This is a genomic window from Enterococcus gallinarum NBRC 100675, assembly GCF_001544275.1.
Classification (GTDB): Bacteria; Bacillota; Bacilli; order Lactobacillales; family Enterococcaceae; genus Enterococcus_D; species Enterococcus_D gallinarum.
In genome coordinates this window covers 50,207-66,672 of sequence record NZ_BCQE01000022.1, presented here as the reverse complement: position 1 = coordinate 66,672, position 16,466 = coordinate 50,207, and the positions used below count along the sequence as shown (strand labels likewise).

Sequence of the window (16,466 nt, the reverse complement as noted above, 5' to 3'; positions counted from 1 at the left end):
ACCGTTATGGCTCGGTAGCTCAGTTGGTAGAGCAATGGATTGAAGCTCCATGTGTCGGCAGTTCGATTCTGTCCCGCGCCATCTTGCGGGTGTAGTTTAGTGGTAAAACCACAGCCTTCCAAGCTGTTGTCGCGAGTTCGATTCTCGTCACCCGCTTTAGTTTTTTTATTTTGGGCCTATAGCTCAGCTGGTTAGAGCGCACGCCTGATAAGCGTGAGGTCGATGGTTCGAGTCCATTTAGGCCCATTGAGTTTTTACTTGGTCCGTTGGTCAAGTGGTTAAGACACCGCCCTTTCACGGCGGTAACACGGGTTCGAATCCCGTACGGATCATGAAAGCATCCTTTGGAATGCTTTTTTTTTATGTTTTAAAAAAGGCAATTTTAAAAGTTTTTCCATAAATTAGGCACAGTAGGTCAAAATTTGTTATAATCAGTCCGTTGCAAGTTCCCGAAAGGATTCGCAGCTGCGAAGATGCCTTGTAACCGAATCGAAATTTAGGGGGAATACAAAAAATGACAGAGAAACATTTATTTACTTCAGAATCTGTATCTGAAGGACATCCAGATAAAGTTGCTGACCAAATCAGTGATGCTATTTTAGATGCGCTGCTTGCTGAAGATCCAATGGCACGGGTTGCCTGCGAAACCTCGGTGACGACCGGATTAGTATTGGTTTTTGGCGAAATCTCGACAAGTGCCTATGTAGATATTCAAAAAATTGTTCGCGAAACCATCAAAGGAATCGGTTATACACGGGCAAAATTCGGCTTTGACGGTGACACTGTGGCGGTATTGGTAGCCATTGATGAACAATCACCTGATATTGCTCAAGGCGTTGACAATGCATTAGAAGTACGCGATGAAGCGAATGAAGAAGAAATCGGTGCCGGAGACCAAGGATTGATGTTTGGTTTTGCTGTTGATGAAACACCAGAATTGATGCCATTACCGATTGCATTGAGTCACCGTCTTGTTCGGCGATTAGCAGAACTGCGTAAAACGAATGAATTGACCTATTTGCGTCCTGACGCAAAATCCCAAGTAACTGTCGAGTATGATGATCAAGATCAGCCTCGTCGAGTGGATACAGTTGTTATCAGCACACAGCATGATGATGCAGTAGACAATGAAACGATACGTCATGACGTTATTGAAAAAGTGATTAAAGAAGTGATACCAGCTTCTCTTTTAGACGATGAAACAAAATATTATATCAATCCGACAGGACGATTTGTCATCGGTGGGCCTCAAGGGGATGCCGGACTGACCGGTAGAAAAATCATTGTAGATACTTATGGTGGATATGCAAGACATGGCGGTGGCGCATTTTCTGGGAAAGATGCAACAAAAGTTGACCGTTCTGCTAGTTATGCTGCACGCTATATTGCTAAAAATATCGTTGCAGCGAAACTTGCCCGAAAGGTAGAGGTTCAGCTAGCTTATGCGATTGGTGTAGCACAACCTGTATCGATTCGAATTGATACGTTTGGAACCGGAAAAGTCAGTCAAGAGAAATTGATCCAAGCTGTAAGAGAGAATTTTGATCTGCGGCCAGCTGGAATTATAGAAATGTTGAATCTACGTCGTCCGATTTATCGTCAGACAGCGGCATATGGACATTTTGGTCGTACAGATATCGACTTGCCATGGGAACAAACAGATAAAGTGGATGCTTTATTGGCAAGTGTGAAGGAATAAAGAGGCGGCCTCTGTTGATGTAAATCAATAGAGGTTCTTTTTTTTGACTTAGAAGAGGGGGAGAATGATGAAAACGAATGTGACACGTGTGACGATTGCTGTTTTTGTTGCAACATTTATGACGGCTATCGAAGGGACGATCATTACGACTGCTATGCCGACGATCGTTGGTTCTTTACACGGGATCGAGATCATGAATTGGGTTTTTTCGATTTATTTATTGACTAGTGCTATGTTGACACCCATTTATGGTAAACTTGCCGATAACATTGGTCGTAAACCGATTTTTTTATTTGGGACACTGCTCTTTATGATTGGTTCCGCACTCTGTGGCTTGTCAAACAGCATGCTGACACTGATCCTTTCGAGAGCTGTTCAAGGAATCGGGGCTGGTGCGATGATGCCTGTTGCATTGACGATCATCGCCGACTTGTACCCTGTAGAAAAGAGAGCGAAAGTCTTAGGTTTGAACAGTACTGCTTGGGGGATTGCTAGTGTCGTCGGTCCATTAGCTGGTGGTGTGATTGTTGATACAGTCGGTTGGCACTGGATCTTTTTTATTAATGTGCCAATTGGCGTGTTTCTTCTGGGCATGATTTGGTTTTATTTTCATGAAACCAAAAAGACGAAGAAATCTGGGAAAATGGATTTACTTGGTAGCTTTTTTATGATGGTCACATTAGTTTCTCTGCTTTTAGGGTTTCAGTTATTAGGCGATCAGGGGTTAAGTATTGCTGTGGTAAGCTTACTGATTTTGGCTATTGTAACATTCCTGCTGTTTTATCGAGTAGAGAAAAAAGCAGCAGATCCATTAATTGATTTAGCGTTATTCCATTCTAGAACTTTTGTGGTAGTAAATATTGTCGCAGCACTAGCCAGCGGTTTTTTGATGGGGATCGATGTGTATATCCCAATGTGGATGCAAGGAGTCTTAGGAATGAGTGCAGGTATCGGTGGTCTTGTACTAGCACCGTTATCGATTTTATGGATGGTCGGCTCATTTCTAGCCAGCCGCTGGTTGCTGAAGCGGTCGGTTTCATGGGTCCTGACGGCTAGTCTATTCATTACGCTTGTTGGCGCAATCTGGCTTTTCATTACCCCAATGAAAACGTCTTTTCTCTGGTTTTTAGGAATCTCTTCAATTACCGGAATCGGATTGGGAGCAACGATGGTCGTTTGTACCGTGACTGCTCAAACGAGTGTTCCTCATTCACAAATTGGGGTAGCGACCTCTTTCAATACGCTATTAAGAACAATTGGTCAGACAATCATGGTTTCTGTTTTCGGGATCGTCTTGAATATCAGCAATAATTTTGGTTTGAAAGAAGCAGGTATTCAAGATCAGGAAATCATGAATCGCTTAGTGGACCCAACTGCTGCTAAGAAACTTTCAACAGACATTCTGCTTCAATTACGAGCAATTTTGTACGATGGATTACATTGGGTATATGGATTAGGATTGTTGCTGATTGTACTTGCTTTGGTGTTTGCCCGTACAATTCGGCGAGAATCTGGTACAATGATAAAAAAAGAATCGCAGGTGATTTGATGGCTTTTATACAAGCAAATATCTATTCAAATGTTCTTGAAATGGAAGTAATGGTAAACGTGATTCTCCCCCAAACTACCATCAAAAAGGTAGGTACAACTACAAAAAATGATCAAAAAGAATTACCAGTTCTATATCTATTACATGGAATGGGCGGTAATCATAGTGTCTGGGAAAGACGAACTTCGATCGAGCGCTATGTGAGCGACTATCAAATGGCAGTGATCATGCCGTCGACTGATTTGGCTTGGTATACAGACACAACTTATGATATGAAGTACTGGACCTTTGTTGCAGAAGAGTTACCGCAAATCTGCCGAGAGCTGTTTCCTCAATTGAGCAGTGATCGGGAGAAGACATTTGCTGCCGGTCTATCTATGGGGGGCTATGGTGCCGTTAAGTTGGGTTTGCGTAAACCAGAGAGTTTTGCTGCCGTTGCCTCTTTGTCCGGGGCGTTAGCGATTGCTGAAAGCATGGATTCTCTTTTAAAGATTCGAAATACTTCTTACTGGGAAGGGATTTTTGGTCCATTGGATCAGTTCCAAGGTTCAGAGAATGATTTGATCCATTTGATTGATACGATTGATCCGCAAAAGGCACCGCGCTTTTATATTAGTTGTGGAACAGAAGACCAACTGTTTCCTGCAAGTGAATATGCAGTTGCAAAAATGCAGGAACGTGACTTGGCAGTGACATTTGAGTCTGGTTCCGGAGATCACGATTGGCAATTTTGGGATCAGTGGATCCAACGGGTATTAAACTGGCTCGTTGAAGGAAAATAAAAAACATCAGAGACCGAAGAATAGTCAACGGTTCTCTGATGTTTTTTTTCGTTCGATACAAAACAGGACTGGTGGTTGGTTGCGCTGATTGATGAATTGATAGGACAGCACGTTAAATTGCGCTTGTGGTAATTGACGACAAAAGCGATGAACAGCTTCTAACTCTTCAGGTCCGCCTTCGTGGCCATAATAGCATACAAGGATGATCCGACCGCAAGGAACAATACGTTGGATCAACGCTTGCAGTGCCTGTTCGGTCGTCTCAGGTAAAGTAATGATTTCTTTATCGCTCTTTGGCAAGTAACCTAGATTGAAAATAGCTGCATGAACGGCATCAGGGACGTAATCTGCTAGTGTTTCATGTCCTTGGTGGATCAGTTCAACTTGCGGCAGGAGTCCTTTTGCTAACAAGCGTTCTTTTGTTGTTGTCACTGCTTGTTCCTGAATATCAAAGGCATAGACTTTGCCTTCAGGTCCGACTAGTGTTGCCAACAGCTCGGTATCATGGCCATTTCCCATGGTGGCATCAACTACGATCTGTCCGGGTTTGACGACTTCTTGTAAGAGAGTGTGGCTATAACGCATGGCTGTTTGTAGCATAGATAGCCTCTTTTCTAACATCAAATTTTCCTTGATAGGAGTCGCGGCGCAGCATTTCTTTATCGATCTCATTCAAGACTTCCCATTTTTTGAGACTCCACATAGGTCCAATCAAAGCATCCCAAGGAGCGTCACCTGTCAGACGATGAATGATGATCTCCGCAGGAATCATTTCTAGCTGGTCGCAAATCAAAGAGACATAAGTCTCTCTTTGCATCAATTGCAGCTTGCCTTCATGATAGTCCCGGAGCATGCGGGTATTTCGCATCAAATGCAAGAGATGGAGTTTGATCCCTTGAATATCTGAGTCCAAGATTGTTTTCCGCACATTTTCCCGCATCATTTCTAATGTTTCACCAGGGAGTCCATTGATCAAATGGGTACAGACCTGGATGCCATGTTTTCTCAATTTAGCGACACCATCAAGATATGTTTGATAATCATGGGCGCGGTTGATTGCGTTGCTGGTGGTTTCAAAGGTTGTTTGTAACCCTAATTCCACCCACAAATAAAAGCGTTGGTTCAATTCAGCTAGATAGTCTACCACATCGTCTGGAAGACAGTCAGGACGTGTACCGATAGAAACACCAACGACACCTGGCATGGTCAAAACTTGTTCAAACCGCTCACGAATGACTGCAGCTGGGGCATGGGTATTGGTGAAATTTTGGAAATAAACGATGTACTTATCGACATGGGGCCATTTTTTGTGCATCATATCGATTTCTTTATGAAATTGAACGGGCAGCGGGGCTTCAGGTGCAACGATCATGTCGCCTGAACCAGATACGCTGCAAAAGGTACAACCACCTTTTGCAACAGTACCATCTCGATTGGGACAGTCGAAGCCAGCATCGATCGGTACTTTAAAGATTTTTTCACCAAATTCCTGACGTAGCGCATAATTCCAAGAATGGTAACGTTTATGCTGATTTTCGGCATAGGGGAATGAATTCATGGATTTTACCTTCTTTTCTTTTTTCTAAGATTGTTTTTGTTGGAAACGCCAGACAAAACGCTTTTCCAAATAGTACGGATAGGTCAGTAACAGCCAAGAGAGTCCCACACAAAATCCGCCGAGTACGTCGCTAGGAAAGTGAACACCTAGATAGATCCGACTGATACCGATCAGAAAAATCAGTAAGCCAAGCAAGATTCTCATACCCCAGCGTAACGTTTGTGACTGGAAAAAGACAGGAACCAGCAGAAGTAAGGTTCCATAAAATACCATGCTGCCAGTGGAGTGTCCGCTAGGAAAACTAGAGCTTGTCTCCAACACTAAATGTTCCAGTGTTGGCCTTTCCCGCATAAAGAATAATTTAATCAACGGATTGAAGACCGCTGAGATGCCAATCGTACCGAAACTGAGCCACAGTGCTTCGGAATAAAAGCGGTTGATAAGTAACACGACCAATACAACAATGAAAAGCAGCCCAATCGTTACTGGGTTAGCAAACTTGGTCACCCATAGGAAAAAATCAGTCAAAAAAGGGTAACCGCTACGGATCAAACGAGTGCTACTTTCATCGAAAGGATTCAGCCAAGTTGGATAGAATTTGACAACATAGCCTAAAAAGGCAAAGAGCAGCAAAAAACAGCTGCCGGCGAATTGATAATACAGTTTTTTGTTCATAAAAAAAATCCTCATTTCTACAGGCAAACATAGTGAGTCTATTATACCATTTATCTTGGAGGGACAAAAGACAGTGGCGCAGGGGTGTTTCTTGAGGGACAATATTGTATAACAAGAAATTGTCGCTTACTTCTTCTTTCGAATAATGTACGTTAGATTACAAAGAGTTTACAGTTTGGCGAAAAGAAGGAAATAACTTTTATAAAATCTTAAGAAATTGTATACTAAACGTAGGAAAAAAATAGAAGACGGAGGAACGTTCATGAACATGAGTTTATCGCGCAAAGAGCGTCGCAGAGAAGGACAGTCCAGTGAATTTTATCAAACGATGAGAAAAAGTGCCGCTGTTGTAGGGACAACCATAACCGCTTGCTCAGTAGTAGCGCCTTTGCTGACTCCAGTTCAAGCGGATGCCGTAGAAAATACTGTGGTGAGAAGTAACTTTGCTGCACCTAATACAGCAGCATTCATTACGGAAATAGCAACTTATGCACAGCCTGTTGCCCAAGCAAATGATCTTTATGCTTCAGTCATGATCGCACAAGCTATTCTTGAAAGCGGCTGGGGAAGAAGTGCCCTGTCCCAATCACCTAACCATAATCTTTTTGGAATCAAGGGCAGTCATAATGGTCAGACAGTCTATATGAACACAGCAGAGTATTTAAACAATCAATGGTTGACTATGAAAGAACCCTTCAAAAAATACCCTTCTTACAAAGAATCTTTTGAAGACAATGCACGAACATTAAGAAATGTTTCGCTAGGAAACGGTAATTATTATTATGCAGGTGCTTGGAAGAGCAATACGTCTTCTTACCGTGATGCAACCCAATGGTTGACAGGTCGTTACGCAACAGCGCCCAACTATGCTTCTTCATTGAATACGGTGATCCAGCAGTATGGCTTGACTAAATATGATACACCAGCTTCAGGCAATGCCGGTGGTGGAGCAACGGTCAGTACGCCCAATACCGCTACAAATCCTGTCAGCAAGCCAGCAGCGACATCGTCAGTTTCTTCTGGTAGTCAAGGCTATACAGTTGCGTCAGGGGATTCTGTCTGGGGAATCGCTAATAAATTCGGCATCACAATGGATCAGCTATGTAGCTGGAACAATATTCGCAATAATTTTATCTACCCAGGACAAAAACTGACGATCAATGGTGGTACTGCCAAACAAACGACGAATACAGGGACCATATCTACCACGACAGCAAGTGCTGGTAGTTATACCGTTGCTTCAGGGGACTCGGTTTGGAGTGTGGCGAACAAGCATGGTATCACGATGGACCAATTGCGCAACTGGAACAATATCAAAAATGACTTTATTTATCCTGGTCAACGCTTAGTCGTAAAAAATGGTACTGGGTCAAAAAGTCAGGCCGACACGACTACAGCAACAAGTTCAACCAATGCTGGTAGTTATACAGTTGCTTCAGGGGACTCGGTTTGGAGTGTGGCGAATAAGCATGGCATCACGATGGATCAATTGCGCAGCTGGAACAATATCAAAAATGACTTTATTTATCCCGGTCAAGCATTGATCGTAAAAAATTCTGGAAACAAACAGACAAGTAGCCCGACCACAGCTTCTACGAGCATTTCTTCATCAGCTGGCAGTCAAAAGTATACAGTGGCGTCAGGGGACTCGGTTTGGTCGATTGCTAATAAATTTGGTATCACGATGGACCAATTCCGCAGTTGGAACAATATCAAAAATGATTACGTCTATCCTGGTCAAAGCGTACGGGTCAGCGGTACGGCAACGGCTGCGAATCAGACGGCAAGTACGAGCAACTATACCGTAGTATCTGGCGATTCTGTCTGGGGAATTGCGGATAAATTTGGTATTTCCAGAGATCAATTCATTCAATGGAATAACATTAAAGACAACTTTGTTTATCCTGGCCAAAGCGTTCGCGTAAAATAGATTGCTATTCCGCTGTTTTTTTGATAGGATAAGTGCAAAGAATCTTTCACATTTGAGAAGGAATAGTAGAAACGTGTTGGAATCAAGAGAGTGCATGGCTGGTGGAAATGCATAGAAGACCTTTCGAACTCGCCTTCAAGTGATATTTGACTGAAATGAGTGTTTCTCAGAACCGCTCAAAGTAGGCAGATACGGCGATGGTCGTTAACACATCGAGGTCTGTTTCATAACAGATAAAATTAGGTGGTACCACGTTTATAACGTCCTATAAAAATCAATAGTGATTTTTATAGGACTTTTTTTAAGTTCTGCTGATTTTTGATCAAGTCAGAGCACCAATTTTTAGGAGGCGTCCATAGTGAACTACAATCACAAAGAAATTGAAAAAAAATGGCAAAAATATTGGGCTAAGAAAAATGAGTTCAATACCCACGATCAACCAGATAAACCAAAGTTTTATGCGTTAGACATGTTCCCATACCCTTCTGGACAAGGATTGCACGTAGGGCATCCAGAAGGATATACAGCGACGGATATTCTAAGCCGCTTCAAGCGCAGCCAAGGATTCAACGTTCTTCATCCCATGGGCTGGGATGCTTTTGGGTTGCCTGCTGAACAATATGCATTGGACACGGGGAATGATCCGGCAGAGTTTACGAAAAAAAATATTGAAACATTCCGTCGTCAAATCAATTCACTGGGGTTTAGTTACGATTGGAATCGTGAGATCAACACGACAGATCCTGAGTACTATAAATGGACGCAATGGATTTTTACCAAACTTTATGAAAAAGGGTTAGCTTATGAAGCAGAAGTTCCTGTCAATTGGGTTCCAGAATTAGGAACGGTTATCGCCAATGAAGAAGTGATCGATGGCAAAAGTGAACGCGGCGGCTACGATGTTATTCGCAAACCTATGCGTCAGTGGATGTTGAAGATCACGGCTTATGCGGATCGCTTGCTAGATGATCTAGAAGAAGTTGATTGGCCTGAGAGCATCAAAGAAATGCAACGGAATTGGATTGGTCGTTCTGTGGGTGCCAATGTCACCTTCAAAGTAGCGGGTAGCGATGCAGCATTCACCGTCTTTACGACACGACCAGATACATTGTTCGGTGCCACTTATACGGTTTTGGCTCCTGAACATGAGTTGGTACAAGCCATCACTACACCGGAGCAAAAAGCAGCGGTTGAGGCATATGTAGCAGAAACAGCGAAGAAGTCCGATTTGAATCGTACCGATTTGTCTAAAGAAAAGACAGGTGTCTTCACAGGGGCCTATGCGGTCAATCCAGCGAATGGGAAAGAAGTGCCAATTTGGATTGCTGACTATGTGTTGGCTTCATATGGTACTGGTGCGATCATGGCTGTGCCAGCTCATGACGAACGTGACCATGAATTTGCAAAAACTTTTGGGTTAGAAATCGTTCCTGTTGTGGCTGGGGGAGACGTTGAAGAAGCTGCTTATACTGAAGACGGTCCTCATATCAATTCAGAGTTTCTGGATGGTCTAGATAAAGAAGCTGCAATTGAAAAAATGAACCACTGGTTAGAAGAACAAGGAGTCGGTAAAAAAGAAATCAGCTACCGTCTGCGAGACTGGCTGTTTTCTCGGCAGCGTTACTGGGGTGAGCCGATCCCGATCATTCATTGGGAAGACGGTACTACAACAACTCTTCCGGAAGATCAATTGCCACTACGCTTGCCAAAAACCGATAATATCAAGCCAAGTGGTACAGGTGAATCGCCATTGGCGAATGTCAGCGAGTGGGTCAATGTCGTTGATCCAGAAACAGGCATGAAGGGACGTCGTGAAACGAATACGATGCCACAATGGGCAGGGAGTTCTTGGTATTTCTTGCGGTTTATTGACCCTCATAATAAAAATCGCTTAGCCGATTTTGACAAATTGAAACGCTGGTTACCAGTAGATATCTATATCGGTGGGGCAGAACATGCAGTGCTTCATTTACTTTATGCTCGTTTCTGGCATAAGTTCCTTTATGATCTTGGTGTCGTACCGACAAAAGAACCATTCCAGAAATTATTCAATCAAGGAATGATCCTTGGGGAAAACAATGAAAAAATGTCGAAGTCTCGCGGAAACGTCGTAAATCCGGATGATGTCATCGAACAATACGGAGCAGATACACTGCGCATGTATGAAATGTTCATGGGTCCATTAGATGCGTCGATCGCATGGAATGAAAACGGCTTGGAAGGCAGCCGTAAATTCCTAGACCGCGTCTGGCGTCTGATCGTGGATGAAAATGGCAAAATGCGTGATCGAATTACTACATTCAATGATGGCAAACTAAGTAAAGTTTACAACCAAACAGTTAAAAAAGTTACCGAAGATTTTGAACAGCTTCATTTCAACACGGCTATTTCACAGCTGATGGTCTTTGTGAACGAAGCATATAAAGCCGATGCACTACCATATGAATACGTTGCTGGATTTGTCCAATTGTTGGCACCGATTGCCCCTCATATCGGTGAGGAACTATGGGCAATTCTCGGAAATAAAGAGGGCATCTCTTATGTGCCATGGCCAACTTATGATGAAAGTGCGCTAGTCGAAGATGAAATCGAAGTGGTATTCCAAGTGAACGGCAAAGTTCGCGCAAAAGCCAAAGTTCCTGCGGATGCAGACAAAGCGACGCTCGAACAGTTAGCTCAATCAAATGAACTGGTAAAAGAACAATTGAATGGAAAAACGATTCGCAAAATCATCGTTGTACCAAATAAATTGGTCAATATCGTCGCTAATTAATTGAAAAGAGGGACTGTGCCATAAGTCTCCTACAAGTAAAACTATCCGAACATTAACTAGTATTGCTCCTGCGGTGCAGTGACTCCTCGTCGCAAAAGTCAGAGGAATCTATCCTAGCAATAGAATACTATTCGGTTTAACTTGTTGGATGATGACTTATGGCACGGTCCCTCTAAACCTGTCTAAACGGCGGGAGCAGATGCAATTCCGAGAAATAAGACGAAATACCCAAAAATTTGAAAAGCAATTTCTGTGTATTCCTCCGTATTTCTCGGAGTTTAACACTTCTGTCCCCACCTTTTTTTGTACAAAAAAGCAGCGGTTCAGCTGATGCAAACATCAACTGCCGCTGCATACTATTTTTTGCGAATAATGCCGTAAAACAATACAGCTGTAGCCACTAATGGAATGAAGATCACCAATAGAAAGCCATTTGGATATGTTGCGCGAGTGAAGATTTCTGTGGAAGAATCATTTGTGCCGATCAAGTGGTTTGCTACTAAAAATTGTCCGACCAATGCGATCATTGCTAGAAAACCTACTGTTGCCCCTGTTCCAAAGAAGATTTTTTTCTTTGTGCTGTTCATTGCGTCTGCCCCTTTAATATTCTCTATGTCCCATTATACAAAAAATGAAAAAGTCTTCAATGCGATTTTGTCAAATCATTGATTCGTAATACACTTGAAATGAATTTGACATATTTTTCTAGTCAGCTGTCTCTTTCTAAGTGAAACGGCAATCAAATAATTCGCTGAACTAAGAGGGGTCTCGTATAATAGAATTAACGCAAATGAAAGCACAGAAAGAAGGAATAAAAATGGACTATCAATCTTTTGAAGGCCAAGAGGCTTTTTTCAATGATTATCAACGAGTAGCAAAAGCAGGTTACCAAGAAGAAGAAGTGATCGATGACGTGTTGGAACAGCTGAATCAGCAATTGACTGCGGACCAGCTAATCTACCGAGTGGAAGCGGAAAAAACGAAAGACGGTGAAGTCTTTCTGTTTCCTTTCAGCAAATTCATGTATACCGAAGATTTGGACGCAGCAATCTCGACAGAATTTCGCTATGATGGCGCTCCTTATGTCTATGAAACCTATGAGGATGAACAACCATAATTTTCAGCAAGGTACTTAAATCAAGAACTTTTTAAGTGCCATTTGCATAGACACAAAAATAGACACCCAAAGGATGACCTGCTTGATGCTGTCATTCTTTGGGTGTTTGTTGTTAACGGATAGGTGAGGCAATGAAAAAATCAAAGCAAACGCTGAGCGATCTGCAGATCACCTTCATAAGGTTCTTTTTGACCATTGACTTTCAAATATTGCTCAGCGCCTTTACCAGCTAGAATCACGATATCTTGACTAGTGGCTTCAGCAACCGCTGATTGAACCGCAAGGCTGCGGTCCATCTGTTCTTCAATAATGACAGTAGGTGCAGTGATCGCAGCGGCTATCTCGGCAGCGATAGCACGAGGATCCTCAAAGTTAGGGTCATCAGAAGTTAAATAGACTTTATCTGCATACTCAGAAAGCGCTCGACCCATGTCAGGACGTCGTGATTCTGCTTTGCCGCCGGCACTGCCGGTCACAAAAATCAGCCGTCCTTTTGGCCGCAATGTATGGGCTAGCTCACTCAGTGACTTAAAGCTTAAGTAGTTGTGGGCATAATCAACGATGATCAATGCGCCATTTTGTTTTTCCAGAACGATCATTCGTCCTGGGATCGTTACATTAGGCAAGACAGATTGGGCTTCTTCTTGGGTAGCTCCCGCAAGACAAGCAGCAACGATTGCAGCAGTAGCATTGTCGTGATTGAATTCTCCTAGCAAAGCCAACTGATAGTCGCCATTCACAAGAAAAATATCTTTTTCAGAATGGATGCGGAATGATTTAGGATCGCCCGATTCCGCTGGTAATACTTGATAATCTCCATCGCATTGGCCATAGGTGATCAATGGTACTTGATGAGCAGCACAAGTTTCTTTCAATAGCTCAAAATAATCGCTTTGTCGGTTAATGATCATTTGTTTACTATTGTGGATCAACTCGCGTTTGCAGAAAAGATAATCATCAAAGTCCGGATGTTCTACTGGACCGATATGATCGGGCGAAATATTTAGAAAGATTCCAATTTCATAAGTGATCCCGGAGACACGTTTGGTTTTATAAGCTTGGGAAGAGACTTCCATTACTAGATGTGTCATACCATTAGCGACTGCTTCGGCCATCATAGCATACAAGTCTAACGTTTCCGGAGTCGTCAAAACTGCTTCCTGATAGTTCTTTCCGTCAACAGTATTTTCTTCAGAGGAGAAAAAAGCTACTTTCTGATTGGTTGTTTTGGCTAAAATCTCCCGCACAAAATAAGCACAGCTCGTTTTGCCTTTTGTTCCTGTGATTCCAATTTTAAACAGCTGATCTTGCGGATTGTTGTAAAAAGCCTGAGCAATACAAGCCATGGCTGCTCGGATATCTGTAACGATGATGCCATAGGCGGAACAATTCTCATAAGGGTGTTCCGAAACATAACATTGAAGACCCTGAGCAACGGCACTTTCCAAGTAGCTTTCTTTGAACGCGGCACCTTTACAGAAGAATAGCGTATTTGCGTCTGTCTGACGCGAGTCATAACTTAATGAGGTAAAGATCAAGTCGTTCATTTCTTGTGGAACGGTATAATGCCATTCTTGGCCGATAAACTCTTTTAATAGATTTGCTTCGATCAACAACCCGCGGATCTGATGGGGGGTAATGGTAGGTAGTGACATCTTGGTTCTCCTCGTTTCAAAAAGTTTAGTTTATTATAGCATATTCAGGCAAATCGAATGGAAGACAGCACGAGATTGGTCCTTCTTCTTCAATAATGTGAAGAAACTTTAATATGTTGCAAAAATAGATTGCTCGAAGTCCTTTTTCGAATTAAAATGAAGGGGATATGTTTGTAGAAAGTTGGAGAGAACTGCCATGGATAATCATACGCAATCTGCGTCAAAACAATTAACGACACAAGAAAAAATGGCTCAAGGATCGGCTTGGATGACACTGGGAAACATTGGTTCTCGGTTGCTCGGTGCGATCTATATTTTGCCGTGGTACTACTGGATGGGAGCCAACGGAGATAAAGCAAATGCATTGTTTGGAATGGGTTACAATGTCTATGCTTTGTTTTTGATGATTTCTACTGCAGGAATTCCAGCAGCGATTGCGAAACAGATTTCCTACTACAACTCAAGAGAAGAGTATCGTACAAGTCAGCGCTTGTTCCTGAGAGCTTTACAGTTGATGGCAGGATTCGGGGTAGTAACTGCTGGTATCATGTACATAGTCGCTCCTTGGCTGGCAACCGCATCTGGTGGCGGAGAAGAATTGATTCCAACGATGCGCTCCTTAAGCGTGGCACTTTTGGTCTTTCCATGTATGAGTGTGATGCGAGGATATTTCCAAGGAAATCAAGACATGAAACCATTCGCGATTTCTCAGATCGTTGAACAGATCGCGCGAGTCTTCTATATGCTGTTGGCAACGTTTATTATCATGCGGGTGGTAGAAGGCGACTACACAGCTGCTGTGACTCAATCAACGTTTGCTGCCTTTATCGGCGTTTTAGCAAGTGTTCTGGTTTTGGTTTATTATTTCCAGAAGCAGCGGGTTCGGATGGATGTTTTGCTGGACATGAGCAAAGAAGAAACAGAGATTCAAACCAAAGAATTGGTTTTATCCACCATCAAAGAAGCGATTCCTTTTATTATTGTTGGTTCTGGGATCACAATTTTTAAACTTGTGGATCAGTATACCTTTGTTCGAATTATGAAAGGATTTACACAATATTCAAATGATCAGCTCTTAGACATGATGGCAATCTTTGGCAGCAATCCAGACAAGCTGACAATGGTCGTGATCGGCTTAGCAACGTCGATGGCATCTACAGGGTTGCCTTTAATCAGTGAAGCAGTAGCGAAAAAGAATCAAGGAAATTTAGCTAAATTGATCAGTAATAACCTCCAGTTGTATTCCTTTGTCATGCTGCCTGCTACGTTTGGAATGATCGTATTGGCATATCCATTGTATACATTGTTTTATCGACCGGATACATTAGGGGCAAGCGTCCTCGTTGCTGCTTGTATCTCTGGCTTAATCCTGGGCTTGTTCATGCTGACTTCTAGCATGCTGCAAGGGATGTACCATAACACAGAAGCGGTTATCTTCTTCTTTATTGGTTTGCTGCTAAAATTTATTTTGCAGTATCCGGCCATCTGGCTGTTCCAAGTTTATGGACCTTTAGTCTCTACAACATTGGCACTTGGTGTGACTTGCTGGCTGAATATTAGAAAAATGCTGACTAAAGGCCACTTCAATGCCAAGTTGACCTTTAGAAGAACGGTTTTGATTTTCCTGATGACTCTCATTATGTTAGTGATCGCGCTGATTGCTCGGCAATTGTTTGGTCTAGTCTTAAGTTCGGATCGCAAAGTCCAAGCCTTTATTCTTTCTCTACTGGTTGCAGCAGTCGGTGGCGGGGCCTATATTTATATGGCATTGAAAATCCGCTTAGCAGAAAAACTACTGGGCTCATCAATGATTCGTTTGCGTAAGAAATTGCGAATCAAATAATCCAATAAACCTGATTAGCCGCTGAGATCGCATGGACCGATCAGGCGGTTTTTTCAGTAAAAAAGATCGCAAAGAAAGAGGCGAGAAAACATGCGACTAGATAAATTCTTAGCAGATATGGGGTATGGCTCACGAAAAGAAGTGAAGCAAGCAATCAAGAAAGGCTTTGTTGCGGTCAATGGTCAACAAGTCAAAAGTGATAAATTCCAAGTAGCTGAACAAGAGGATCAGGTTTCGTTTGCAGGAGAACTGGTACGTTACCAGAAAGATTTCTATTATTTATTGAACAAACCGGCTGGTGTGATTTCTGCAACGACCGATCCTGAAAAGACGGTCTTGGATTTGTTTGCGGCGGAAGATTATCGCCGGGATCTTTTTCCAGTCGGTCGTTTGGATAAAGACACCGAAGGACTACTGCTAATTACGAATGATGGTCAGCTAGCTCATCGGTTATTGTCACCCAAAAAACACGTCGAAAAAGAATATTATGCAGAAGTTCGAGGGATCATGACCGAAGAGGATCGTCAACAATTTCTCCAAGGAATCGAACTGGATGGGGAAGCTCTCATGCCGGCACAGCTAACCATTTTAAAGGTAGACGAGCAGGCCGAGACATCCACGATTACCTTGATTTTGCATGAAGGGAAGTTTCACCAAGTAAAACGAATGGTGCAGGCAGTGGGAAAAGAAGTGACTTATCTCAAACGTATTCGAATGGGCGGTTTACAGCTGCCGAAAGATTTGGCATTAGGAGAGTATCGCCTAGTGACAGAAAAAGAGCTGGCACAGCTCTCTGCTGAACCAGCGGAAGGTTGAATTGTTGCAGCGAATGAAGACTGACGGCTGTGCCCAGTATGTGGAATGAGACTAGAATGGGCAATATCT

Annotated in this window: 13 protein-coding genes, 4 tRNA genes, 1 riboswitch and 1 other annotated feature; of the genes, 12 read left to right on the top strand and 5 right to left on the bottom strand. The window is 42.8% G+C overall.

Annotated features, from left to right (window positions below; translation table 11 throughout):
- Nucleotides 1-8 precede the first annotated feature (8 nt).
- From EG2_RS13050 to EG2_RS13020, 7 genes are all read left to right on the top strand, one after another.
- A tRNA-Phe gene (locus EG2_RS13050) sits at nucleotides 9-81 on the top strand.
- A 4-nt stretch (nucleotides 82-85) separates the two neighbouring features.
- Nucleotides 86-156, top strand: a tRNA-Gly gene (locus EG2_RS13045).
- A gap of 16 nt (nucleotides 157-172) precedes the next feature.
- Nucleotides 173-246, top strand: a tRNA-Ile gene (locus EG2_RS13040).
- A 14-nt stretch (nucleotides 247-260) separates the two neighbouring features.
- Nucleotides 261-332: transfer RNA gene (locus EG2_RS13035), tRNA-Glu, on the top strand.
- A 102-nt stretch (nucleotides 333-434) separates the two neighbouring features.
- Nucleotides 435-517: riboswitch (SMK box riboswitch) on the top strand.
- Nucleotides 515-1,699: a methionine adenosyltransferase gene (gene metK, locus EG2_RS13030; protein WP_003128403.1), complete on the top strand. Its 1,185-nt coding sequence runs from the start codon at nucleotides 515-517 to the stop codon at nucleotides 1,697-1,699. (Overlaps the previous riboswitch by 3 nt.)
- A 67-nt stretch (nucleotides 1,700-1,766) precedes the next feature.
- Nucleotides 1,767-3,248 (top strand): MDR family MFS transporter, encoded by a 1,482-nt coding sequence (locus tag EG2_RS13025; RefSeq protein ID WP_060815076.1) that lies wholly within the window; start codon nucleotides 1,767-1,769, stop codon nucleotides 3,246-3,248.
- Nucleotides 3,248-4,030 (top strand): alpha/beta hydrolase, encoded by a 783-nt coding sequence (locus EG2_RS13020; protein WP_021149016.1) that lies wholly within the window; start codon nucleotides 3,248-3,250, stop codon nucleotides 4,028-4,030. Before EG2_RS13025 ends, EG2_RS13020 begins: the two co-directional genes overlap by 1 nt.
- Nucleotides 4,031-4,054: 24 nt before the next feature.
- Here EG2_RS13020 and EG2_RS13015 read toward each other — a convergent pair whose 3' ends face one another.
- Genes EG2_RS13015 through EG2_RS13005 form a run of 3 tightly spaced genes read right to left on the bottom strand, consistent with a single transcriptional unit; the run spans nucleotide 4,055 to nucleotide 6,263 of the window.
- Entirely contained in the window at nucleotides 4,055-4,630 is a 576-nt protein-coding gene (locus EG2_RS13015; RefSeq protein WP_060815075.1) for a class I SAM-dependent methyltransferase, read from the bottom strand.
- Nucleotides 4,605-5,588, bottom strand: coding sequence for a TIGR01212 family radical SAM protein (locus EG2_RS13010; RefSeq protein ID WP_029487327.1), 984 nt, complete (start codon nucleotides 5,586-5,588; stop codon nucleotides 4,605-4,607). Before EG2_RS13010 ends, EG2_RS13015 begins: the two co-directional genes overlap by 26 nt.
- A gap of 24 nt (nucleotides 5,589-5,612) precedes the next feature.
- The gene (locus tag EG2_RS13005) at nucleotides 5,613-6,263 is read right to left on the bottom strand and encodes a phosphatase PAP2 family protein (RefSeq protein WP_060815074.1); all 651 of its coding nucleotides are present in this window, start codon (nucleotides 6,261-6,263) and stop codon (nucleotides 5,613-5,615) included.
- 262 nt (nucleotides 6,264-6,525) lie between these two features.
- Here EG2_RS13005 and EG2_RS13000 point away from each other — a divergent pair, with 262 nt between their 5' ends.
- A complete protein-coding gene (locus EG2_RS13000; RefSeq protein WP_060815073.1) occupies nucleotides 6,526-8,193 on the top strand; it encodes a LysM peptidoglycan-binding domain-containing protein in 1,668 nt (555 codons plus the stop codon).
- Nucleotides 8,194-8,236: 43 nt separating this feature from the next.
- Nucleotides 8,237-8,464, top strand: a binding site (T-box leader).
- Between the two features lie 87 nt (nucleotides 8,465-8,551).
- Nucleotides 8,552-10,966, top strand: coding sequence for a leucine--tRNA ligase (gene leuS, locus EG2_RS12995; RefSeq protein WP_060815072.1), 2,415 nt, complete (start codon nucleotides 8,552-8,554; stop codon nucleotides 10,964-10,966).
- 356 nt (nucleotides 10,967-11,322) lie between these two features.
- Here the strand turns inward: leuS and EG2_RS12990 are convergent, their stop codons facing one another.
- The gene (locus tag EG2_RS12990; protein WP_060815071.1) at nucleotides 11,323-11,553 is read right to left on the bottom strand and encodes a hypothetical protein; all 231 of its coding nucleotides are present in this window, start codon (nucleotides 11,551-11,553) and stop codon (nucleotides 11,323-11,325) included.
- Nucleotides 11,554-11,783: 230 nt separating this feature from the next.
- Here EG2_RS12990 and EG2_RS12985 point away from each other — a divergent pair, with 230 nt between their 5' ends.
- The gene (locus EG2_RS12985) at nucleotides 11,784-12,083 is read left to right on the top strand and encodes a DUF5960 family protein (RefSeq protein WP_005472910.1); all 300 of its coding nucleotides are present in this window, start codon (nucleotides 11,784-11,786) and stop codon (nucleotides 12,081-12,083) included.
- A 140-nt stretch (nucleotides 12,084-12,223) separates the two neighbouring features.
- On the opposite strand, the gene murE is transcribed toward EG2_RS12985, so the two are convergent.
- The gene (gene murE, locus EG2_RS12980; protein WP_060815070.1) at nucleotides 12,224-13,738 is read right to left on the bottom strand and encodes a UDP-N-acetylmuramyl-tripeptide synthetase; all 1,515 of its coding nucleotides are present in this window, start codon (nucleotides 13,736-13,738) and stop codon (nucleotides 12,224-12,226) included.
- 196 nt (nucleotides 13,739-13,934) lie between these two features.
- Here murE and EG2_RS12975 point away from each other — a divergent pair, with 196 nt between their 5' ends.
- Complete coding sequence (locus EG2_RS12975) at nucleotides 13,935-15,581, top strand: putative polysaccharide biosynthesis protein (protein ID WP_060815069.1); 1,647 nt, start codon at nucleotides 13,935-13,937, stop codon at nucleotides 15,579-15,581.
- Between the two features lie 90 nt (nucleotides 15,582-15,671).
- Complete coding sequence (locus EG2_RS12970; protein ID WP_060815068.1) at nucleotides 15,672-16,397, top strand: pseudouridine synthase; 726 nt, start codon at nucleotides 15,672-15,674, stop codon at nucleotides 16,395-16,397.
- Nucleotides 16,398-16,466: the final 69 nt, after the last annotated feature.